The organism is Knoellia flava TL1, from assembly GCF_000768675.1.
GTDB classification, from domain to species: domain Bacteria; phylum Actinomycetota; class Actinomycetes; order Actinomycetales; family Dermatophilaceae; genus Knoellia; species Knoellia flava.
This window is the reverse complement of the sequence record NZ_AVPI01000042.1, coordinates 1-21364: the sequence shown is the minus strand read 5'-3', so window position 1 is coordinate 21364 and position 21364 is coordinate 1. Positions and strand designations below refer to the sequence as shown.

The 21364-nt window shown below is 72.1% G+C and carries 22 protein-coding genes, 1 tRNA gene and 1 pseudogene; 16 read left to right on the top strand and 8 right to left on the bottom strand.

The window, feature by feature from the left end:
• The 5 genes and pseudogenes from N798_RS18425 to proB all read left to right on the top strand — a co-directional run.
• Positions 1 to 545 (top strand): annotated as a pseudogene (locus tag N798_RS18425) (hypothetical protein); the annotation flags it as partial.
• Between the two features lie 105 nt (positions 546 to 650).
• Positions 651 to 956, top strand: coding sequence for a 50S ribosomal protein L21 (rplU, locus tag N798_RS12535; RefSeq protein ID WP_035948939.1), 306 nt, complete (start codon positions 651 to 653; stop codon positions 954 to 956).
• A 43-nt stretch (positions 957 to 999) separates the two neighbouring features.
• Complete coding sequence (gene rpmA / locus N798_RS12530; RefSeq protein ID WP_035948938.1) at positions 1000 to 1269, top strand: 50S ribosomal protein L27; 270 nt, start codon at positions 1000 to 1002, stop codon at positions 1267 to 1269.
• A gap of 141 nt (positions 1270 to 1410) precedes the next feature.
• Entirely contained in the window at positions 1411 to 2943 is a 1533-nt protein-coding gene (gene obgE / locus N798_RS12525) for a GTPase ObgE (RefSeq protein WP_035948937.1), read from the top strand.
• A 9-nt stretch (positions 2944 to 2952) separates the two neighbouring features.
• On the top strand, positions 2953 to 4080 hold the full coding sequence (proB, locus tag N798_RS12520; protein WP_035948936.1) for a glutamate 5-kinase: 1128 nt from the start codon (positions 2953 to 2955) through the stop codon (positions 4078 to 4080).
• A 108-nt stretch (positions 4081 to 4188) separates the two neighbouring features.
• Here proB and pdxY read toward each other — a convergent pair whose 3' ends face one another.
• Complete coding sequence (pdxY, locus tag N798_RS12515; RefSeq protein WP_229708708.1) at positions 4189 to 5043, bottom strand: pyridoxal kinase PdxY; 855 nt, start codon at positions 5041 to 5043, stop codon at positions 4189 to 4191.
• 78 nt (positions 5044 to 5121) lie between these two features.
• On the opposite strand from pdxY, the gene N798_RS12510 reads away from it, so the two are divergent.
• Positions 5122 to 6414 carry a glutamate-5-semialdehyde dehydrogenase gene (locus tag N798_RS12510; protein ID WP_035948934.1) on the top strand — a complete coding sequence of 431 codons (1293 nt, stop codon included), beginning with the start codon at positions 5122 to 5124 and terminating at the stop codon, positions 6412 to 6414.
• A gap of 34 nt (positions 6415 to 6448) precedes the next feature.
• On the opposite strand, the gene N798_RS12505 is transcribed toward N798_RS12510, so the two are convergent.
• Both N798_RS12505 and N798_RS12500 read right to left on the bottom strand, forming a co-directional pair.
• Positions 6449 to 6964, bottom strand: a complete 516-nt coding sequence (locus N798_RS12505; protein WP_035948932.1) for a hypothetical protein — start codon at positions 6962 to 6964, stop codon at positions 6449 to 6451.
• Entirely contained in the window at positions 6961 to 7929 is a 969-nt protein-coding gene (locus N798_RS12500; protein ID WP_035948931.1) for a glycosyltransferase family 2 protein, read from the bottom strand. The genes N798_RS12505 and N798_RS12500 overlap by 4 nt, the downstream gene beginning before the upstream one ends.
• Positions 7930 to 8435: 506 nt before the next feature.
• Between N798_RS12500 and N798_RS18185 the strand changes: the two genes are divergently transcribed.
• The 6 genes from N798_RS18185 (at position 8436) to N798_RS12470 (ending at position 11280) form a co-directional block, all read left to right on the top strand.
• A complete protein-coding gene (locus N798_RS18185) occupies positions 8436 to 8672 on the top strand; it encodes a hypothetical protein (protein ID WP_156971730.1) in 237 nt (78 codons plus the stop codon).
• Positions 8669 to 9334: a nicotinate-nucleotide adenylyltransferase gene (gene nadD, locus N798_RS12490; RefSeq protein WP_268234570.1), complete on the top strand. Its 666-nt coding sequence runs from the start codon at positions 8669 to 8671 to the stop codon at positions 9332 to 9334. Before N798_RS18185 ends, nadD begins: the two co-directional genes overlap by 4 nt.
• On the top strand, positions 9321 to 9701 hold the full coding sequence (gene rsfS / locus N798_RS12485) for a ribosome silencing factor (RefSeq protein ID WP_035948928.1): 381 nt from the start codon (positions 9321 to 9323) through the stop codon (positions 9699 to 9701). The genes nadD and rsfS overlap by 14 nt, the downstream gene beginning before the upstream one ends.
• A complete protein-coding gene (locus N798_RS12480) occupies positions 9698 to 10378 on the top strand; it encodes a histidine phosphatase family protein (protein ID WP_229708711.1) in 681 nt (226 codons plus the stop codon). Before rsfS ends, N798_RS12480 begins: the two co-directional genes overlap by 4 nt.
• Positions 10379 to 10454: 76 nt before the next feature.
• Positions 10455 to 10527 (top strand) — tRNA-Ala (locus tag N798_RS12475).
• Positions 10528 to 10611: 84 nt separating this feature from the next.
• Positions 10612 to 11280, top strand: a complete 669-nt coding sequence (locus N798_RS12470) for a hypothetical protein (RefSeq protein ID WP_035948945.1) — start codon at positions 10612 to 10614, stop codon at positions 11278 to 11280.
• Between the two features lie 31 nt (positions 11281 to 11311).
• On the opposite strand, the gene N798_RS12465 is transcribed toward N798_RS12470, so the two are convergent.
• Genes N798_RS12465 through N798_RS12450 form a run of 4 tightly spaced genes read right to left on the bottom strand, consistent with a single transcriptional unit; the run spans position 11312 to position 14389 of the window.
• Positions 11312 to 12133 carry a dienelactone hydrolase family protein gene (locus tag N798_RS12465; RefSeq protein ID WP_035948926.1) on the bottom strand — a complete coding sequence of 274 codons (822 nt, stop codon included), beginning with the start codon at positions 12131 to 12133 and terminating at the stop codon, positions 11312 to 11314.
• Positions 12134 to 12169: 36 nt separating this feature from the next.
• Positions 12170 to 12769, bottom strand: a complete 600-nt coding sequence (locus N798_RS12460) for a DNA-3-methyladenine glycosylase I (RefSeq protein WP_035948924.1) — start codon at positions 12767 to 12769, stop codon at positions 12170 to 12172.
• On the bottom strand, positions 12766 to 13251 hold the full coding sequence (locus N798_RS12455; RefSeq protein ID WP_035948923.1) for a hypothetical protein: 486 nt from the start codon (positions 13249 to 13251) through the stop codon (positions 12766 to 12768). Before N798_RS12455 ends, N798_RS12460 begins: the two co-directional genes overlap by 4 nt.
• A gap of 1 nt (position 13252) precedes the next feature.
• Positions 13253 to 14389, bottom strand: coding sequence for a metallophosphoesterase (locus tag N798_RS12450; RefSeq protein ID WP_052117294.1), 1137 nt, complete (start codon positions 14387 to 14389; stop codon positions 13253 to 13255).
• A gap of 139 nt (positions 14390 to 14528) precedes the next feature.
• Here N798_RS12450 and N798_RS12445 point away from each other — a divergent pair, with 139 nt between their 5' ends.
• Both N798_RS12445 and N798_RS12440 read left to right on the top strand, forming a co-directional pair.
• On the top strand, positions 14529 to 16025 hold the full coding sequence (locus tag N798_RS12445; RefSeq protein WP_035948943.1) for a flavin-containing monooxygenase: 1497 nt from the start codon (positions 14529 to 14531) through the stop codon (positions 16023 to 16025).
• 10 nt (positions 16026 to 16035) lie between these two features.
• Positions 16036 to 16830, top strand: a complete 795-nt coding sequence (locus N798_RS12440) for a deoxyribonuclease IV (protein WP_035948921.1) — start codon at positions 16036 to 16038, stop codon at positions 16828 to 16830.
• A 37-nt stretch (positions 16831 to 16867) separates the two neighbouring features.
• Here the strand turns inward: N798_RS12440 and N798_RS12435 are convergent, their stop codons facing one another.
• A complete protein-coding gene (locus N798_RS12435) occupies positions 16868 to 17356 on the bottom strand; it encodes a methyltransferase family protein (RefSeq protein WP_052117293.1) in 489 nt (162 codons plus the stop codon).
• A gap of 68 nt (positions 17357 to 17424) precedes the next feature.
• On the opposite strand from N798_RS12435, the gene N798_RS12430 reads away from it, so the two are divergent.
• Both N798_RS12430 and leuS read left to right on the top strand, forming a co-directional pair.
• Positions 17425 to 17910 carry a DUF4396 domain-containing protein gene (locus tag N798_RS12430; RefSeq protein ID WP_035948920.1) on the top strand — a complete coding sequence of 162 codons (486 nt, stop codon included), beginning with the start codon at positions 17425 to 17427 and terminating at the stop codon, positions 17908 to 17910.
• Between the two features lie 175 nt (positions 17911 to 18085).
• Positions 18086 to 20998: a leucine--tRNA ligase gene (gene leuS / locus N798_RS12425; RefSeq protein WP_035948918.1), complete on the top strand. Its 2913-nt coding sequence runs from the start codon at positions 18086 to 18088 to the stop codon at positions 20996 to 20998.
• Positions 20999 to 21364: the final 366 nt, after the last annotated feature.

The following is a 21364-nucleotide window of genomic DNA, read 5'->3' as shown; positions in this document are numbered from 1 at the left end:
CACCCAGCGGCCCGACCGCGGCGCAGATCGCCGCGGCGGCCCACGCCGCCGCCATCAAGTCGATGTCCGGCGAGCACCACGACGACGACGTCGCCGAGCTCACCGGGCCGGCGCACGACGACGCGACCCCGGGCTCGGAGGCCCCGGGCTCGGATGCCACGGGCTCCGACGCCCCGGGCTCGGGCGCCCCGGCCGAGGACTCCACCCGGACCGCCGACACCGCCGCGGAGTCGACCGCCTCCGAGGTCATCGCCGGCGAGAACGTCGCCGAGGACGCGACGCCCGCATCGAACACCGCGGACTCCGCGCCCGCCGCCTCCACCGCGCCCGCCACCGTCATCGCCGAGGTCGGGACCTCCGACGAGCAGCCCGAGCCGGTCCAGGCGGTCGCGCGTCCGGCCCAGCTCGACGAGCCGGTCGTCCGGCCCCGCCGCAAGCGTGGCCGGGTCGTCGCCCCCGCCGGTCCGCCGCGCGCGGCCGAGACCTCCTCGACCCCCGCCGAGTCCGCTCCCGAGGATTTGGAGCAGGCCGAGGGCGACCGCTAAACTCGACAGTCGGTGCGCCCACCGAGCCGATGTCCTGTGTTCTGGGGTAGCTATCAGCCGGTCACCCGAAGGCGCGCATCCTCTTAACCGAAAGTGAGTCCCATCGTGTACGCGATTGTTCGCGCAGGCGGTCGGCAGGAGAAGGTCTCCGTCGGAGACGTCCTCCTCGTCGACAAGGTCGGCCAGGCCGGCGACAGCATCGACCTGACCCCGCTCCTCGTCGTCGACGGCTCGACCGTCACCTCCGACGCGTCGAAGCTGGCCAAGGTGTCCGTCAAGGCCGAGGTCGTCAAGGCCGCCAAGGGCCCCAAGATCACGATCATGAAGTACAAGAACAAGACCGGTTACCGCAAGCGTCAGGGCCACCGCCAGCCGCTGACCCAGGTCAAGATCACCTCGATCGACGCCTGAGCGACCGGACCTTTAGAACACAGACTCACGAAGGTAGGCAGACATGGCACACAAGAAGGGTGCGTCCTCGACCCGCAACGGTCGTGACTCGAACGCACAGCGACTCGGCGTCAAGCGCTTCGGCGGCCAGCTCGTCAACGCGGGCGAGATCCTCGTCCGCCAGCGCGGCACGCACTTCCACCCCGGTGACGGCGTCGGTCGCGGTGGCGACGACACGCTGTTCGCGCTCGTCGCGGGCAACGTCGAGTTCGGCACCAAGCGTCGCCGCAAGGTCGTCAACATCGTCCCCGCGGAGTCCGTCTCCGCGGAGTGACCTCCGCTTCACGACAAGGCGCCCGTATGCCGCGTGCTCACCACACGGCATACGGGCGCCTTTCCGTCCCGGACGGCTCCGACCCGGGGACGCACACCCACCTAGACTGAACTCCCTTCGCCAGAAAGAGGCACCCGAGAGATGGCCGTCAACTTCGTGGACCGCGTCGTCCTGCACGTCGCGGCCGGTGACGGCGGGCACGGCGTGGCCTCGGTCAAGCGCGAGAAGTTCAAGCCGCTCGGCGGGCCCGACGGCGGCAACGGCGGCAAGGGCGGCTCGGTCGTCCTCGCGGTCGACCCGCAGTCGACGACGCTGCTCGACTACCACCACACCCCGCACCGCCGCGCCACCAACGGCAAGCCCGGGGCCGGCGACGAGCGCAACGGCGGCGACGGCGCCGACCTCGTCCTGCCCGTTCCCGAGGGCACCGTCGTCAAGGACGCGTCCGGTGAGATCCTCGCCGACCTCGTCGGCCACGACGCCCGGTTCGTCGTCGCCCAGGGCGGTCGTGGCGGCCTCGGCAACAAGGCGCTCGCCTCGGCCCGCCGCAAGGCGCCCGGCTTCGCCCTCCTCGGCGAGCCCGGCGAGGCCCTCGACATCGTGCTCGAGCTCAAGTCGCTCGCCGACGTCGCCCTCATCGGCTTCCCGAGCGCGGGCAAGTCCTCGCTCGTGTCGGTCCTCAGCGCGGCCAAGCCCAAGATCGCCGACTACCCGTTCACGACGCTCGTGCCCAACCTCGGGGTCGTCACCGCCGGAAGCGAGCGCTACACGATCGCCGACGTCCCCGGGCTCATCCCGGGCGCGAGCGAGGGCAAGGGGCTCGGCCTCGAGTTCCTCAGGCACGTCGAGCGCTGCTCCGTCCTCGTCCACGTCGTCGACTGCGCGACGCTCGAGCCCGGTCGCGACCCGATGACCGACCTCGACGTCATCGAGGCCGAGCTCGCGGCCTACGTCCCCGACAACAGCCTCGGCGGCCGACCGCTCTCCGAGCGCACGCGCATCGTCGTCCTCAACAAGGCCGACGTCCCCGACGCCCGCGACCTCGCCGAGATGGTCAGGCCCGACCTCGAGGAGCGCGGGCTCGAGGTCCACATCGTCAGCGCGGTCGCCCACATCGGGCTCAAGGAGCTGACCTACAGCCTCGCCAGGCACGTGGCCGAGGCCCGTGCCGAGGTGGAGGCGCAGATCGTCGAGCGCCCGCGCGCCGTCATCCGGCCCAAGGCCGTCGACGACACCGGCTTCACCGTGCGCCGCGAGAACACCTCCGACGGCGAGATCTTCCGCGTCCTCGGCGACCGGCCCACCCGCTGGATCCGCCAGACCGACTTCTCCAACGACGAGGCCGTCGGCTACCTCGCCGACCGGCTCAACCGCCTCGGTGTCGAGGAGGAGCTCTTCAAGGCCGGTGCGGTCGCGGGCTCGACGGTCGTCATCGGCCCCGAGGAGAACGCCGTCATCTTCGACTGGGAGCCGACGATGGCTGCCGGCGCCGAGCTGCTCACCGGCCCCCGCGGCACGGACCTCCGCCTCGAGGAGTCCGAGCGCAAGACGCGCAGCCAGAAGCGTGAGGAGTTCCACGGCCGCAAGGACGCCCAGACCGCGGCGCGCGACCAGCTCGCGGCCGAGCGCAAGGCCGGTCACTGGGCCACGGTCCGCGACGACGACGACGAATGAGGTCCTGGGGTGGGCACTGAGGCGGTGCTGCGTGCCGCGGTCGGCGGTGCGCGCCGGGTCGTCGTCAAGGTCGGCTCGTCCTCGCTCACCGGGCCCGGTGGCGGCGCCATCGACGAGGCTCGCCTCGTCGCGCTCGTCGACCACCTCGCCTCGGTCCGGGCGCGTGGGGGAGAGGTCGTGCTCGTCTCGTCCGGCGCCATCGCCGCCGGTCTCGGCCCGCTCGGTCTGGGCTCACGGCCGCGCGACCTCGCCACCCAGCAGGCGGCGGCCTCGGTCGGACAGGGCGCGCTCGTCGCGGCCTACGCGCGGGCGTTCGCGCGGCACCAGCTCACCGTCGGCCAGGTCCTGCTCACCGCCGACGACGTCACGCGCCGCACGCACTACACCAACGCCCGTCGCACCCTGACTCGGCTGCTCGACCTCGGCATCGTCCCGGTCGTCAACGAGAACGACACGGTCGCGACCCACGAGATCCGGTTCGGCGACAACGACCGGCTCGCTGCCCTGGTCTCCCACCTCGTCGGCGCCGACGCCCTCGTCCTGCTCACCGACGTCGACGCGCTCTACGACGGTCCGCCGTCACGCCCGGGCTCGACGCGGATCTCCGCGGTCCTGCACGCCGGCGACCTCGAGGGCGTCAAGATCGGCGGCACCGGCTCGTCTGTCGGCAGCGGCGGCATGGCCACGAAGGTGGAGTCGGCCGGCATCGCGGGGGCGGCCGGCATACCCACGGTCCTGTCGCGGCTCGCGGACGCGGGTCACGCGCTCGCCGGGGAGGACGTCGGCACGGTCTTCGCACCGCAGTCGCGTTCGCGCGCCTCGCGGCAGCTCTGGATCGCGCACGCGACGACGCCCCGTGGCCGGCTCATCGTCGACGAGGGCGCCGTCACCGCGCTGACGAAGCGGCGCACGTCGCTGCTGCCCGCCGGCATCGTCGAGGTGCGGGGCACGTTCGTCGGTGGTGACCCGGTCGACGTCTGCGCCCCCGACGGCCGCGCGGTGGCCCGCGGCCTCGTCAACTACAGCTCCGGCGAGCTCCCGCCGATGCTCGGGCGGACGACGCACGACCTGGCGCGCGACCTCGGCGCGGCCTACGAGCGCGAGGTCATCCACCGCGACGACCTCGTCCTCCTCTGACCGCAGCTTTTGCTCCCCGTGCGGGAACGTTGAGGGTCCGGAGGGAACATGTCCCTCCGGACCCTCAACGTTCCCTCCGTATGCCGGCCGGCCCGGTGGGTGAGACCGTCAGAAGAGCCGCGTGACCTCGAACTGCATCCTGGGCTCGGCGATCTCCTGCTGCGACTGCACGAGCTGGAGCTCGCGCGCGCCCGAGTCGAGCGTTCGTTGCAGCAGGTCGAAGACGCTCGACACGGTGCGGCCGAGCGCGACGCCCGCGTCGCCGGTGTCGAGCAGGTGCGCCGTGAAGAGCGCCGCCGTGACGTCACCCGACCCGTTGGCCTTCATCGGCAGCTGCGGGGTCTGGACGATCCACGCCCCGTCGCCGTGGACGGCGAGCATCTCGATGGTGTCCTCCGGGCGGTCGGGTCGCAGCACCGACGTCACGAGGACGGTCGACGGGCCCATCGCGCGCGCGGCCTCGACCGACGCGAGCGTGTCCTCGAGGCTCTCGGGCTCGGTGTCGGTGAGGAAGCCGAGCTCGAACTGGTTGGGCGTGATGAGGTCGGCCTGCGGCACGACCCGCTCGCGCAGGAGGACCGGGATCGCCGGGTGGACGAAGCACCCCGACTTGGCGTTGCCCATGACCGGGTCGCACGCGTAGATCGCGTCCGGGTTGGCGCTCTTGACCCGCGCCACCGCGTCGAGGATGACGTCACCGATCTCCTCACCGCCCTGGTAGCCCGACAGGACGGCGTCGATCGCGGGCATCGCCTCGCGCTCCTCGATGCCGGTGATGACCTCGCGCACGTCGTCGGCGGGCAGCAGCGGTCCGCGCCACGCGCCGTAGCCGGTGTGGTTGCTGAAGTGCACGGTGTGGACCGGCCAGACCTCCACCCCGAGGCGCTGCAGCGGGAAGACGGCGGCGCTGTTGCCGACGTGGCCGTAGGCGACCGAGGACTGGATGCTGAGGATCGTCGTCACGGCGGCCATCCTCCCACCCCGCCCGGATCCCTGAGATGCCCGTATGCCGTCCGCCCACCTCGACCTACGCTGGTTGCCATGGCTGCCCCCTCCGTCGCCACCCTCGACCCGGCCGACATCGCGCGTGTCTCGGACCTCGCCGCCCGAGCGCGTGAGGCGTCGCGTCGTCTCGTGCTGCTGAGCCGCGCCGACAAGGACGACGCCCTGCGCGCCATGGCCGACGCTCTCGACGCCGAGACCGACGCGGTCGTCGCCGCCAACGCCGAGGACGTCGAGCGTGGGCGCGCCGGCGGCATGGCCGAGGGCCTCGTGGACCGCCTCACCCTCGACCGCGACCGGGTCGCCGCGGTCGCCGACGCGCTGCGCGACATCGCTGCCCTGCCGGACCCCGTCGGCGAGGTCGTGCGCGGCTCGACGCTCGCCAACGGCCTGCAGATCCGCCAGGTCCGGGTCCCGATGGGCGTCGTCGGCATGATCTACGAGGCGCGCCCCAACGTCACCGTCGACGCTGCCGGCCTCGGCCTCAAGTCGGGCAACGCCGTCATCCTGCGCGGTGGCTCCGCCGCCGAGTCGACCAACCGCGCCCTCGTGACGGTGATGCGCCGGGCGCTCGAGGAACAGGGACTGCCCGCTGACGCCATCGGGCTCCTCGAGGGCGGACGCGACGCCGTCCGTGCGCTGCTCACCGCCCGCGGCCAGGTCGACCTCATCATCCCGCGCGGGGGAGCGGGGCTCATCCAGACGGTCGTCACCGAGTCCACCGTGCCCGTCATCGAGACCGGTGTCGGCAACTGTCACGTCTACGTCGATGCCGCCGCTGACCTCGACAAGGCGCTCGCGATCGCCGTCAACGCCAAGACCCACCGGCCGAGCGTGTGCAACGCCGCCGAGACCCTCCTCGTCCACGCCTCGCTCGCCGACGAGTTCCTGCCCAAGGTCCTCGCCGAGCTGTCCGGTGCGGGAGTCGTGCTCCACACGGACGCGGCGGCCGGCAGCGCGGCGGAGGCGGCCGGCATACCCCACGTCGAGGCGACCGAGGAGGACTGGGACACCGAGTACCTCGCGCTCGAGATGGCCGTCGGTGTCGTGCCCGACCTCGACGCGGCGCTGGCGCACGTGCGCGCCCACTCGAGCGGCCACACCGAGGCGATCGTCACCGAGGACCGTGCGGCCGCTCGTCGGTTCACGACCGAGGTCGACGCGGCCGCGGTCATGGTCAACGCCTCGACCCGCTTCACCGACGGCGGCGAGTTCGGCTTCGGCGCCGAGATCGGCATCTCCACCCAGAAGCTCCACGCCCGTGGCCCGATGGCGCTGCCGGAGCTGACGACGACGAAGTGGATCGTCGAGGGCGACGGCCAGGTCCGCTGACCGCTCGGTCGCCGCGCTGCCGGCGCAGCGAGGGCTAGCGCGTCACCTTGAGGGTGCGCACCACCCGGTCGCACAGGTCGCGTGCGCGGTCGGCGTCAACGCCCAGCGGGCACACGACCATGAAGACGGATCCGGCCTCGACCCGAGCCCGGCCGGCGACGAGGATCGTGTCCTGGCCCGCGTCGCCGGGGTCGAGCCGCATGGCCGGCAGCCCGTCGACGGTGATCCGCGTGCGGCCCGGCACGGCGACGTCGGGGGCCAGCAGCGCGTCGACCGGGGTGCCCTCGACCGGGTTCGGCGGCAGGAACGACACGGTTGCCGCCTGTTCCTCGGCCATGTCGGGGGTCGCGACGCGCACGCAGTCGCCCTCGTCGGTCTCGCACTCGAGGGTGCGCCACGACTCGGGCAGCGTGAAGGTCAGCGCGCCCCCGGAGGTGCGGGCCCGGGTGTCCGGCGGCGGCTCGTCGTCCCGGCCGGCGAGGAACCAGCCGGCGAGGCCGAGGAGGGCGCCGACGAGCAGTCCGGCGGCGGCCAGCCGGGCCCGGTTCACCGGTCCGCTTCCAGCGAGTCGCCGTCCAGCGAGTCGTGCGCGACGAAGTAGGTGGGGCGGGCCTGCATGACGGCATACATGCGACCGACGTACTCACCGAGGATGCCGAGCGCGAGCAGCTGCACCGCGCCGACCGCCGCGACGATGACGACCGTCGACGTCCATCCGGGCAGAGCGTGGTCGAGGAGGCGGGCGACGACGGCATACACGAGGACGCCGAGCGCGGCGAGACCGCCGAGGAGACCCAGCCACGTCGCGAAGCGCAGGGGGGCGTGGGAGAACCCGGTGACCGAGTCGATCGAGAGCCGGATCATCTTGGCGAGCGGGTACTTCGACGTGCCCGCCGCGCGCACCTCGCGGGTGTAGCCGACCGAGCCGGACGGGAAGCCCAGACCGGGCACGACGAAGCGCAGGACGCGGTTGTGTTCGGGGAGCGAGTTCACGGCGTCGACGGTCGCGCGCGACATGAGCCGGTAGTCACCCGCGTCGGCGGGGGCGTCGACGGCGCCGAGCCGGCGGATGGCCCGGTAGAACAGGCGCGCGCTCCACCGCTTGAAGGCCGTGTCGGTCGACCGGTCCTCGCGCACGCCGTAGACGACGTCGACGTGGTCCTCGCGGGCGATGCGCAGCATCTCCGGGATGACCTCAGGCGGGTCCTGGAGGTCGGCATCGAGGGTGACGACGTAGTCCCCACGAGCTCGCTGGAGCCCTGCCGAGATTGCCGCCTGGTGGCCGGCGTTGGCCCGTAGCCGCACGATGCGCAGCTCCGGCCACTCGCGCCGCAGCCGCTCGAGGACGACCGGCGTCGCGTCGGTGCTGCCGTCGTCGACCGCGACGACCTCGTATGCCGTGCCCATCCCGTCGATGAGCGGGCGCAGCCTCTCGACGAGCAGCGGGAGGACGGCCTCCTCGTTGAACATCGGGATGACGATGCTCAGCGTGACGGCGGGAGCGGGCGCGGACATGGGGTTCAGCGTAGGTGCCGCGCGCGAGCCGCGAGCCCAGACACCACCGAAGGCCCCCGACGTATGAGATCGGGGGCCTTCGGCGTTGGGGCTAGCCCTTACTGAGCCGGTCGTTTCCGACGGGTGGACCCGCCGAGGGTGCCACGCGACAGTGGCGTCGTCCCGGCATCACCGGGAAGAACTTCGACTCTGGCCGTCGGCCGCGGCACGCCCCGCGATGTCGCTCGCGACTGGGGGTGTGACCCCCCATCCGCCCCGTCTACCGGGTTCGGTGGCACGCCGTTCTCCTTCGACCCGACTTCCGCCCTTGCCTCGGGTGCCCGAGCGGTTGTTCGTGAGCACCTGTCTATCGCCCAACACGGTTGCGGCGCAAGATGATCCGGCGCGTTTCTCGGCGAGTGTCGACACCCGCGCGTGTCGTCCACAGGATCGGGCCCTTCGCCACGCGTGTGTGCACAAGCCTGTGGACGGAGCCCGTGGACAACGGGACCGGTAGGCTGCTCGTCATGACGTCGCACGCCGCCCGTGTCCTGGCAGAGGAAGCCGCCACCCACGAGCTCCCCATGCCCCCGTGGGCCTTCGGGGTCCTCGCCCTCGTCGCCTTCGCGCTGCTGCTCGGCGTGACGTGGGCCTTCCGCGGCACCGCTCAGCGGCACACGCCGGTGGACGAGAAGAACGACCACCACTCGACCGAGCTCGCCCACGCCCACGGCGGGACGATGCACGACCAGGGTCACCACTGAGCACTGGGCGGCGTCGCCTGGGCGTGATGGGTGGGACGTTCGACCCGATCCACCACGGCCACCTCGTCGCGGCGTCGGAGGTGCAGTCGCTCTTCGGGCTCGACGAGGTCATCTTCGTGCCGACGGGTGAGCCCTGGCAGAAGGCCGACAAGGTCGTCAGTGAGGCGGAGCACCGCTACCTCATGACCGTCGTCGCGACAGCGTCCAACCCGCACTTCCTCGTGAGCCGCGTCGATGTCGACCGCGAGGGCCCGACCTACACGATCGACACACTGCGCGACCTCAGGGCCCAGCACCCCGAGGACGAGCTGTTCTTCATCACCGGCGCCGACGCCCTCGCGCAGATCCTGTCGTGGAAGGACGTCGACGAGCTGTGGGAGCTCGCGCACTTCATCGGCGTCACCCGCCCCGGCTACGAGCTCTCGGAGTCGGGCCTCCCGCAGGACCGGGTCACCCTCCAGGAGGTGCCCGCCATGGCGATCAGCTCGACGGACTGCCGTGACCGCGTCGCCGACGGCGAGCCGGTCTGGTACCTCGTGCCCGACGGCGTCGTCCAGTACATCAACAAACACCACCTGTATGCCGGGAGGTCGGCTGCGTCGTTCGACGCACCTTCGGCCCCGGCGACGGACCAGGACGAGGAGTCCCGTGCCAGCCACTGACCGTTCCCTCGAGCTCGCTCGCGCCGCCGCCCACGCGGCGGCCGAGAAGCTCGCCACCACCATCGTCGGCATCGACGTGAGCGAGCAGCTCGCGATCACCGACATCTTCGTCATCGCCTCGGCCGAGACCGAGCGCCAGGTCGGCGCCATCGTCGACGAGGTCGAGGACTCCCTGCGTGAGCTCGGCGCCAAGCCGGTGCGTCGCGAGGGCCAGCGCGACGGCCGCTGGGTCCTCATCGACTTCGGCGACATCGTCGTCCACGTCCAGCACGACGAGGAGCGCGAGTTCTACGAGCTCGAGCGCCTCTGGAAGGACTGCCCCGAGGTCGACCTCGGCGCCGTCGGCACGGAGCAGGGCGGCCGGTGACCCCGGGCCCCAACGAGCGGGTCATGCGCGGCGACGCACCACGGCGCCTCTTCGTGCTCCGGCACGGCGAGACCACCCACAACGCCGCCGGCGTCTGGCAGGGGCAGCTCGACTCGCCCCTGTCCGCGCGCGGCGTCGAGCAGGCGGCTGCCGCGGCCCGCGTGCTCGCCGCGTTCTCGCCGGTGCGCGTCGTCGCCTCGGACCTGTCCCGCGCCGCGGTGACGGGCGAGACCGTGGCGCGCGTGGACGGCATACCGTTCTCGACCGACGAGCGCTTCCGCGAGATCCACGCGGGTGCGTGGCAGGGGCTCACCGGGGAGCAGGTGCGTGCCGGCTACCCCGAGGACATGGACAGGCTGCTGCGCGGAGACGACTTCAGGCGGGGCGGGCACGGCGAGTCGGTGGCCGACGTCGCCGCGCGCTGCCGCGAGGGTGTCGAGGCGCTGCTCGCCGACCTCGCGCCGGGGGAGTGCGCCGTCGTCGCCACCCACGGCGTCGCCGGGCGCGCGCTCGCGGCCGACCTCGTCGGCATCGACCAGCGCACGTCGTGGCTCGCGCTCGGAGGGCTCGGCAACTGTCACTGGGCCGAGCTCGTCGAGGGGCGCGCGGGATGGCGGATCCAGACGTGGAACCAGTCCGCGGCAACGGCTTCGGCCGCCGGTGACGGGCTCGCCTGACCCCGATTTGGTGACGGGCGGATGGCGTCGTAAACTTTCGCAGTCGCCTTCGGGCGACGTCCCACCGGGGCAACTCGGGGCATTGGCGCAGTTGGTAGCGCGCTTCCATGGCATGGAAGAGGTCAGGAGTTCGAATCTCCTATGCTCCACCGAACGACAGGGCCGGACACCTCGTGTCCGGCCCTTCGTCGTTCTGCCCCTCCGTCGGGCCGCTCGCGAGGACACTCGACGTCATGGCGACGGACGACGAGGCAACGGGTGACGAGGCGCGGCCCCGGCCCGAGCTGGCGACGATCCTGGCCACCGAGCACTGGAGCCTGCTGGGCACCCGCTCGATGACATGGAGCGAGGTCATGAGCCGGATCTCGATCCTCCTCACCGTGGTCTCGGCGTTCCTCGTCGTCCTGGCCCTCGTGGCCCAAGGGGTGGGGTTCGACCGGTCGCTTCTCGGCATCGCCATCGGCTTCGCGCTGGCGTCCCTCGTGCTCGGGACCCTCACCGCGATGCGTGTCGCCATGGCGAGTGCGGAGGACGTCCAGCTCGTGCGGGCGATGAACCGGTTGCGGGCGGCCTACGTCGAGCTCGCACCCGAGATCAGGCCCTATCTCACGGCGTCGACCCATGACGATGACGCGGGCCTCATGGCGACGTTCGCCGTCGGCGAGCGCCGCACCCTGCCCGCACAGGTTGTCGGGAGCACCGGCTTCTTCGTCATGGTCATCAACACGCTCGTCGCGGGGGCCCTCGGCGGGCTGCTGGGGGCGGCGGCGTCCCTCTCCGGGTGGTGGACGGCGATGTGCGGTGTCGGCGCCGGGGTGCTGTGGCTCCTGCTGCAGCTCGTCGTCGTGAGGCGGCTCTACGGAGGCCCGCTCGAGGACGTCCGTTTCCCCAGCCCGGACTGATCACGGGTCCGAGGATGCGGTGTCCCCGGAATCAGCCGGCTCCGAGCAGCCGCGTCCGGAAGAGGTCGAGCACCTGCTGGAGCGCCTCGTGGGTCGGCTCGCCGGGGGAGTCGACGAGGTGCTCGGTGAGCGTCGAGTGTGGCGGCATCGCGCCGTGGGGGTCGGCCGCCGAGTCCGGCAGCTCGATCGCGACGAAGGCGTCGCCGAGCGTCCGCTCGAGGAAGGCGAACCGCTCCCTCGGCGCGAGCCGGTCACCGGCGAAGCGCAGCCCGAGCACCTGCAGCCCGGCAGCGCACCGCTGGGCGACGACCGCCAGCTCGTCGGGGGAGACGTCGATCGACCTCCGCTGCCACGGGGTGAGCCCGAGCGGCAACGACGGCTGGGCGAGCACCGGCGCGAGCACGCGCTCGTCGGTCGCCATCGCCAGCGCGAACCCGCCCGTGAGGCACATGCCGAGTGCACCGACGCCGGGCCCACCGCACCGCTGGTGCTCGGCCGCGGCGAGGTCACGCAGCCACGGGACGACCGGCGAGGTCCGGCCGGTCGCGAGCAGGGTGAACTCGCGGCTCACGCACACCGACACCCCGGCGCGAGCCATCGCGGTGGCCGACCCGAGGCGGCCTGCGGAGTCGGGGTGGGCGTCGTGTCCGACCCGTCCGAAGAGCACCGGCAGCACGACCGTGCACCCGAGGTCGCGGACCTTCCGCGCGAGGTCGAGCACCCGCGGGGTGACGCCGGGGATCTCGGCGACGACGATGACGGCGGGCCCGCTCCCGGAGCGCAGGACCTCGTGCGTCACCCCGCGCCTGGTGAAGCTCTCGCGGGCGAAGTCGGGGTGCGGGTCGTCGGTCACGGCTGGAGCCTCGCACGGACCGGCCGCGATGTGCGCTCAGTTCGGCCAGACGCCGGACGTGCCGCGCCGGTGCGAGTCGACGAGGTGGGTGTCGACGATGCCGATCGCCTCCATGAGGGCGAACATCGTCGTCGGGCCGACGAACGTGAAGCCCTTGCGCTTGAGCCCCTTCGAGAGCGCCAGCGACTCCGGGGAGGTCGTCGGGACATCGGCGTGGGTGCGCGGCCGCGGCGTCCGCTCGGGCCGGAACGACCAGACGTATGCCGCGAGGTCGCCGTCCGCGTCCTCGCGCAGCGCCAGGGTCGCGCGGGCGTTCTGGATGGTGGCGAGCACCTTGGCCCGGTTGCGGACGATGCCCGCGTCGGCCATGAGCCGCTCGACGTCGTCGTCCCCGAAACCGGCGACGGCGTCCGGCGAGAACCCCGCGAACGCCTCCCGGAAGGCCGGCCGCTTGCGCAGGATCGTCGCCCAGGAGAGCCCGGACTGGAAGGCCTCGAGCGACAGGCGCTCGAAGACGCCGCGCTCGTCGCGGACCGGCATGCCCCACTCGGTGTCGTAGTAGTCGCGCAGCATCGGGTCGACCGAGGCCCACGCCGGCCGCGCGAGACCGTCCTCGCCGACGACGACGCCGCTCACGCGATGTCCTGGCGGGCGTCGACGACGGCCTCGACGAACTCGTGCGGGTCGGCGACGGAGACACCGAGGCGGCCACCACGGTGCACGAGGGTCGCCATGGGACCGCCGACCCGGTAGGCCCACTTGCCGCGGCCCTCCCAGCGCACGCCCCAGCCGTAGCCGACGCCGTCGACGTGGTCCCCGGCGCCGACGTCGGTGACGTCGGAGATGCGGATCGTCCGCGAGGCGAGGGGGTAGCCGATCCGCACCGCCTCGCGGGTGACCGTGACCCGCACCGGGCCGCGGGCCACGAGCCAGCCGAGCAGGACGAGGGCGGCGAGCACGACGCCTCCGAGGACGACCGACGCCCCGCCCATGGCCGCGACGAGCAGCCCGGTGAGCACGCCGACGCCGGCCACGACGGCGCCGACGACGACGAGCGGGGTGCTGGGTCGCACGACCGAGCGGTAGAGGGGCCCGTCCGGGGCCACGGGGTCGGACACGTCAGCTCCTCCTCAGGGTGATGAGCGGGATCTCGGGAGCCGCGGCGACGCGCACGGGCGGACCCCACGTGCCGGCGCCCCGGCTCGTGATGACCGGGACGTCGTCGATGACGGCGAAGCCCTCGACCATCGGCTGCTGGAGCGGCACGAGGAGCTCGAAGGGCCAGACCTGCCCGCCGTGGGTGTGCCCGGACAGCTGGAGGTCGACGCCCCGGTCGGCCGAGACCTCGGCCATGACCGGCTGGTGCGCGACATACAGGGTGAACGCGTCGCCGGTGTCGGCGAGTGCCCGCTCCGGGTCGGGGGCGAACTCACCCGTGCCCTCCCGGTCGTGCACGCCGGCGACCCGGATGGTGTCCGCGCCACGGGTGACGACCTGCGAGGAGTTCGACAGGACGGTGATGCCGAGCCGCTTCCACTCGGCCACCCACTCGGCGGTCGAGCCGGTGTACATCTCGTGGTTGCCGGTCACCGCGAAGACCCCGAGGGGCGCCACGAGATCGGCCAGCGGTGCGATCTCGGCCCGGTGCCGCTCGAAGGGCGCGTCGACGACGTCACCCGAGAGGAGGACGAGGTCGGGCTTGGCGGCGTTGACCCGCTTGACCACGGTGCGCGCGAAGTCCTGGCCGTGCACGACCCCGGCGTGCAGGTCGGTGACGAGCGCGACGGTCGTCCCGTCGAAGGCCGCGGGCAGCTCCGCCGAACGGTGCGTCGTGCGCGTCACCACGGGGTCGGTCGCCTCGACCACCCCGTATGCCGTCGTGCCCAGCGCCCCGACCGTGACGACCGCCGCGACGGCCCGGTTGAACCCGCGCAGGACCGAGCGCCTGCGCTCCTTCGGGGTGGCGAGCCACACGACGACGGCGACGAGCTGCGCGGCGGCGAGCCCGATCGCGAGGTAGAGCGCGACGACGAGCCAGGTGAGCGCCACCGCCGCGGTCACCCGCGTGTCGTCGGCCGTGCCCCACCGTAGCCCGCCCGCGGCGGTGACCACCGCGAGAGCGGTGAGGGCGACGATCGCGAGCGAGACGGCATACCGCCACCGCGTCGCCCAACCCGGCGCCACGACGAGGCGCCGGTGCAGCCAGAAGGTGAGGAGCCCGACGACGGTCAGGGCGATGAGGGCGAAGAGCAGCACGCAGGGGTCCCGGGAGGTCGGTGATGGGGCCTCATGCTCGCACGCACGGATGGACGCCGGCACCACCGTCCCGGCCGGTGGGGGGCTCGGGGAGCGTGGTTTCATGTGGCTGTCCACGCCGCCCAGGGTCAGGAGTGCGATGCGCAGCCTCGACGTCGAGGTCCTCGTCGTGGGAGCCGGCCTGTCCGGGGTCGGCGCGGCCTGCAGGCTGAGCCGGATGGACCCCGCGGTCTCGTATGCCGTGCTCGAGTCGCGTCCCGCGCTCGGTGGGACGTGGGACCTCTTCCGCTACCCCGGGGTGCGGTCGGACTCCGACGTCCACACGTTCGCCTACCCGTTCCGGCCGTGGACCGGCAGCGACGTGCTCGCCACCGGTGAGGCGATCCGCGACTACATCCGCGACACCGCGGCCGAGTACGGCGTCGACGAGCACGTCCACCACGACCAGCGCGTCATCTCGGCGGCCTGGTCCTCTGGCGCCGGCCGCTGGATGGTCAAGGCGGAGACGGTCGAAGGGCTCGTCGAGCACACGGCCAGGTTCCTCTACGTCTGCACCGGCTACTTCTCCTACGACACCGGGCACGTCGTCGACTTTCCCGGGCGCGCCGAGTTCGACGGCCCGATCATCCACCCGCAGTTCTGGCCCGAGGCGTTCGAGCCGGCGGGCAAGAGGATCGTCGTCATCGGGTCCGGCGCCACGGCGGTGACGCTCGTGCCGGCGCTCGCGGAGCGCGGGGCCGAGCACGTGACGATGCTCCAGCGCAGCCCGACCTACGTCCTGCCGCTCCCGGCGATCGACCGTGTCGGAGGGCTGCTGCACCGCATGCTGCCCGAGCGCGCGGCGCGGCGTGCCGTCCGGGGCAAGAACGTCCTCCAGAACGTCGGCCTCTTCGAGGCGTCGCGGCGGTTCCCGCGGGCGGTGCGAGGCGCCCTGGCCCGCGCGAACGCCCGCCTCGTCGGCGACGACATCGTGCGCGCACACTTCACGCCGACCTACGACCCGTGGGACCAGCGGCTGTGCGTCGTGCCCGACGGCGACCTCTTCGCGGCGATCCGGTCGGGGCGCGCCTCCGTCGTCACCGACACGGTCGAGGCGTTCACGCCCACCGGGATCCGGCTCGACGGCGGGACCGAGCTTGAGGCCGACGCCGTCGTCACGGCGACAGGTCTGCGGGTCGAGGTCGCCGGCGGAATCGCGTTCAGCGTCGACGGCTCGCCCTTCCTCCCGCACGAGCACTTCCTCTACAAGGGCGCGATGTTCGACGGCGTCCCCAACCTGGCCGTGTGCCTCGGCTACACGAACAACTCGTGGACGCTGCGCGCCGACCTCACGTCGAGGTTCGTCTGCGCCGTCCTCGAGCACCTGCGCGCGACCGGGACGGCATCGGCGACGCCCCGTCCGGAGACGGCGCTCGACGAGGGGACGCCGCCGTTCGAGCTGACCTCGGGCTACCTCGAGCGGTCGCGCCACCTCCTGCCCAAGCAGGGCACGGCGAAGCCGTGGACGGTGCGCCAGAACTACTTCGCGGACCTCCGCCTCATGTCCGCGAGACGTGTCGACGACGGCACGCTCGAGTTCGACCCGCTGCCGGTGCGGACCCCGGTGCTCGCCGCCGCTGACAGGGGTCGTTCCTAGACTGGTCGGCATGTCGCTGACCATCGGTGCCCACGTCGACCAGACCGACCCGCTCGCCGAGGCGGCCGCCCGCGGGACGACCCTCGTGCAGTTCTTCCTCGGCGACCCGCAGGGCTACAAGGGCCCGGAGATCCGGTATGCCGGGGGAGCCGACGGCCTGCGGGCCGACGCGGAGGCGGCGGGGGTCGACCTCTACGTCCACGCCCCCTACGTCATCAACGTCGCGACGACGAACAACCGCATCCGCATCCCCTCGCGCAAGCTGCTCCAGCAGCACGTCGACGCGGCGGCCTCGGTCGGCGCCAAGGGCCTCATCGTCCACGGCGGACACGTCAGCAAGGGGGACGACCCGGACGTCGGCTTCGACAACTGGCGCAAGGCCGTCGAAGCGACCGACCTCAAGGTGCCGCTCCTCCTCGAGAACACCGCGGGAGGAGACAACGCGATGGCCCGCTACCTCGACCGCATCGCCCGCGTCTGGGACGCCATCGGCTCCGCGTCGCAGGCGGAGCAGGTCGGCTTCTGCCTCGACACCTGCCACGCCCACGCCGGCGGCAACCCGCTCGAGACGGTCGTCGACGACGTCCTTGCCATCACCGGGCGGATCGACCTCGTCCACTGCAACGACAGCCGCGACGCCTTCGACTCCGGCGCCGACCGCCACGCCAACTTCGGGACCGGGCAGATCGACGCCGACCTTCTCGCCGGTGTCGTCCGCTCGGCCGGAGCCCCGGTCGTCTGCGAGACACCGGGCGGGCCCGAGGACCACAAGGCCGACTTCGCCTGGCTGCGCGAGCGTCTCTGAGCCGCGCTTCACCGGCGCCGCGCCAGCGGCGGTGAGGTCACAGCCAGCGGCGCACCCGCGCGGCATACGCGGTGTACTCGTCACCGAAGATCTCGGTGAGGAAGCGCTCCTCGGGCCTGATGGCACCCCAGTGCAGGAGTGCCGCCGACGCCGGCAGCAGGAGCAGCGCCCAGCTCGACGGCACGAGGAGTGCCAGCCCGAGGTGGAGCGCGAGGAGCCCCACGTAGAGCGGGTTGCGTGAGCGCGCGAACGGCCCCTGCGTGAGGATCCGCCTCGTCGCCTGCCCCGGAAGCAGCCCGGTCCGGTGCCGCGCGAAGAGGAGCAGCGCCCACCCGTTCCAGAGGACGAAGGCCGCGAGGACCGTCCACCCGACCGGGATGCGCCACGTCCCGAGGTCGAAGGGATCGCCGAGACCACGGGTGAGGACGAGCCCGAGGACGAGCGGCCCGCCCACCGCCACGGGCGGCCACAGGTGGAACGCGACGACAGGGTCGCCCTCGGCGTCCGGGGCGTCGGACTCGCTCATCGGCGAAGCGTAGCGAGATCGCCGACTCTCGACGGAATATACCCCCCTAGGGTATGGTTACCCGCATCATGAACGCCTCGACCCCACACCACGTCCACGGGCAGCACACGACGAGCCGGGCCTCCTGGTCCCAGGCGGCGAGCGCCACGCTGCACTGCCTCACCGGGTGTGCGATCGGTGAGGTCCTCGGTCTCGCCGTCGGCACCGCGCTCGGTCTGTCGAACCTCGCGACGATCATCCTGGCCGTCGTGCTCGCGTTCGTCTTCGGCTACGCGCTGACGATCACGCCCGTCCTGCGGGCCGGAGTGCCCCTCGCGACCGCGCTGGGCGTCGCCTTCGCCGCCGACACGGTGTCGATCACCGTCATGGAGGTCATCGACAACGCGATCATGCTCGTCGTCCCGGGTGCGATGGACGCGGGCCTGGGGACCTGGCTCTTCTGGGGTGCGCTCGCCTTCGCGCTGGCGGTGGCCTTCGTCGTCACCGTGCCCGTCAACCGCTGGCTCATCGGCCGCGGCAAGGGCCACGCCGTCGTGCACCAGTACCACCACTGACCGAGCCTGCGGGGGAGCCGCAGCCCTGCGATACCCTGACGCCATGGCAGGGCTGCAGCTCCTTCCCGAGCCGCGCTGACCGTCCGAACCCGGACGTCACCGCGGCCAACCCCTCCTGCGAGAGGGGTTTTTTCGTGGGCAGCCAGCCGTAGGACTTCGAGAAGGCAAGGATGAGATGAGCGAGACCGCGCACCGCTACACGGCCGAGCTGGCCGACCGGATCGAGCTGGCGTGGCAGGACCGCTGGGAGGCGGAGGGCACCTTCGACGCGCCGAACCCCTCCGGTCCCTTCGCGGACCCCGAGAAGGTCGCGTCCTACTCCGGTGGGCACATGCTCGTCCTCGACATGTTCCCCTACCCGAGCGGCGCCGGCCTCCACGTCGGGCACCCGCTCGGCTACATCGCCACCGACGTCTTCTCGCGCTACCACCGGATGCTCGGCAAGAACGTCCTGCACTGCCTCGGCTACGACGCCTTCGGCCTGCCGGCCGAGCAGTATGCCGTCCAGACCGGTCAGCACCCCCGCGTCACCACCGAGGCCAACATCGACATCATGGCCCGGCAGCTGCGCCGCCTCGGCCTCGGCCTCGACAACCGGCGCGCCATCCGCACGATGGACCCGGACTACTACCGCTGGACGCAGTGGATCTTCCTGCAGATCTTCAACGCCTGGTACGACACCGAGGCCGAGCGCGCCGACGGTGGCCGCGGGCGGGCCCGGCCGATCGCCGAGCTCGTCGAGGAGTACGCCAGCGGCGCACGTCCCCTGCCGGCGGAGGACGGCCGCGACTGGGCCGACCTGAGCCCTGCCGAGCAGGCCGACATCGTCGACAGCCACCGTCTCGCCTACGCCTCGGAGGCCCCGGTCAACTGGGCCCCCGGCCTGGGCTCGGTCGTGGCCAACGAGGAGGTCACCAACGAGGGCCGGTCGGAGCGCGGCAACTTCCCCGTCTTCAAGCGCAACCTGCGCCAGTGGATGATGCGGATCACCGCCTACTCGGACCGGCTTGCCGACGACCTCGACCGCGTGCAGTGGCCCGACAAGGTCAAGGCCATGCAGCGCAACTGGATCGGCCGCAGCCACGGCGCCCGCGTCGCCTTCCCGGTGGCCGGCCTGCCCGAGGTCGACCCGATCGAGGTCTTCACGACCCGGCCCGACACCCTCTTCGGCGCGACCTTCATGGTCCTCGCGCCCGAGCACCCGCTCGTCGACGCCCTCGTGCCAGCGGGGGAGTGGGCACCCGGGACGAACCCGGCGTGGACGGGAGGCGAGGCGAGCCCCGAGGCCGCGGTCACGGCATACCGGCGTGCCGCCTCCCGCAAGAGCGACGTCGAGCGACAGATCGAGGGCAAGGACAAGACCGGCGTCTTCACCGGCGCGTATGCCGTCAACCCCGCCACGGGCGCCGAGATCCCGGTCTTCGTCGCCGACTACGTCCTCATGGGCTACGGCACCGGCGCGATCATGGCGGTGCCCGGCCAGGACGAGCGCGACTGGCACTTCGCCGACAACTTCGACCTGCCCCGGATCCGCACGGTGCAGCCCACCGAGGGTCACCCCGAGGACGAGGCGTTCACGGGCGAGGGCCCGGCGATCAACTCGGCCAACGACGAGATCGACCTCAACGGCAAGCCCGTCGCCGAGGCCAAGGCCGCGATGATCGACTGGCTCGTCGAGCGAGGGCACGGCGAGGCGACGGTGAGCTACAAGCTGCGCGACTGGCTCTTCTCGCGGCAGCGCTACTGGGGCGAGCCGTTCCCGATCGTCTTCGACGCAGACGGGGTCGCCCACGGCGTGCCCGAGTCGATGCTCCCCGTGGAGCTCCCCGAGGTGCCCGACTACAGCCCGCGCACCTTCGACCCCGACGACGCCGCCAGCGAGCCAGAGCCGCCGTTGGGTCGGGTCCGCGAGTGGGTCGAGGTCGACCTCGACCTCGGTGACGGGCGCGGGGTGCAGCGCTACCGGCGCGAGACCAACACGATGCCCAACTGGGCGGGTTCGTGCTGGTACTACCTGCGCTACCTCGACCCGGAGAACCGCGAGGAGCTCGTCTCCGCGGCGACCGAGGAGTACTGGATCGGTCCGCGCGAGACGCCGGTCGCCGGGGCGCCCAAGGGCACGGTCGACCCCGGTGGCGTCGACCTCTACATCGGTGGCGTCGAGCACGCGGTGCTCCACCTGCTCTACGCGCGCTTCTGGCACAAGGTGCTCTTCGATCTCGGCCACGTGAGCAGCGAGGAGCCGTTCCGGACGTACTTCTCGCAGGGCTACATCCAGGCGCCGGCCTACCGAGACGACCGGGGCCAGCCGGTCGAGGCGAGCGAGGTCGAGGAGGTCGTCGGCGACTCGGGCGCGGTGTCCTTCACCTGGCAGGGCCAGCCGGTGACGCGCGAGTTCGGCAAGATCGGCAAGTCGCTCAAGAACATGGTGTCCCCGGACGACATGTACGCCGCCTACGGCGCGGACACCCTGCGCCTCTACGAGATGGGCATGGGGCCGCTCGACCAGAGCAAGCCCTGGGACACCCGCGCCATCGTCGGCTCCCAGCGCTTCCTCCAGCGGCTCTGGCGCAACGTCGTCGACGAGGAGAGCGGTGAGGTCCGCGTCGTCGACGAGCCGGTGGACGACGCCACCCTCCGGGTCCTGCACCGCACCATCGACGCGGTGCGTCGCGACTACGACGAGCTCGGCTTCAACACCGCGATCGCCCGGCTCATCGAGCTCAACAACGCACTCACCAAGCTCGAGCGTGTGCCGCGCGACGCCGCCGAGCAACTCGTCCTCATGGTCGCGCCGCTCGCGCCGCACATCGCGGAGGAGCTGTGGTCGCGGCTCGGGCACGCGGAGTCGCTCACGCACGCCGACTTCCCGGTGGCGGACCCGGCCCTGCTCGTCGAGGACACGGTGACGTGCGTCGTCCAGATCAGGGGCAAGGTGCGCGACCGTCTCGAGGTGGCGTCGGACATCACCGAGGACGAGCTCCGCGAGAAGGCGCTCGCTCTGCCCAAGGTCGTCGACGCGACCGCCGGGGGAGTGCGCACGGTCATCGTCCGTGCACCCAGGCTCGTCAACGTCGTCCCCATGTGACGCCAGGAAACGCCGCCGTATGCCGGCCCCGCACCGTCGCCCTCGAGGCACGGTGCGGGGCCGGTGGCGTTCTCCAACGCCCTGACCTGCGGAAATGCGCGGATTTGGAGTTCACCGGAAATGTCGTCTAATGTTCTCGACGTCAGCCCGAGAGGGAGGAACGGACACCACGGTGCAGGGCTTGAGGCCCAGCGCGAAGTAGGCCGGTCCCTAGGTCTGACCCCGCAAGACCGAGTCGGTGAGAGCCGGTTTGGGAGGCAGTCGGAAGGCTGCTAGAGTGGGAGCCCCGCGAAGATCCAAGCGCGATCGAGTCCGGTAGCTGGCTGAGGCTGGCACGGGTTTGACGCCCAAGTGTGGCCGCGGGTA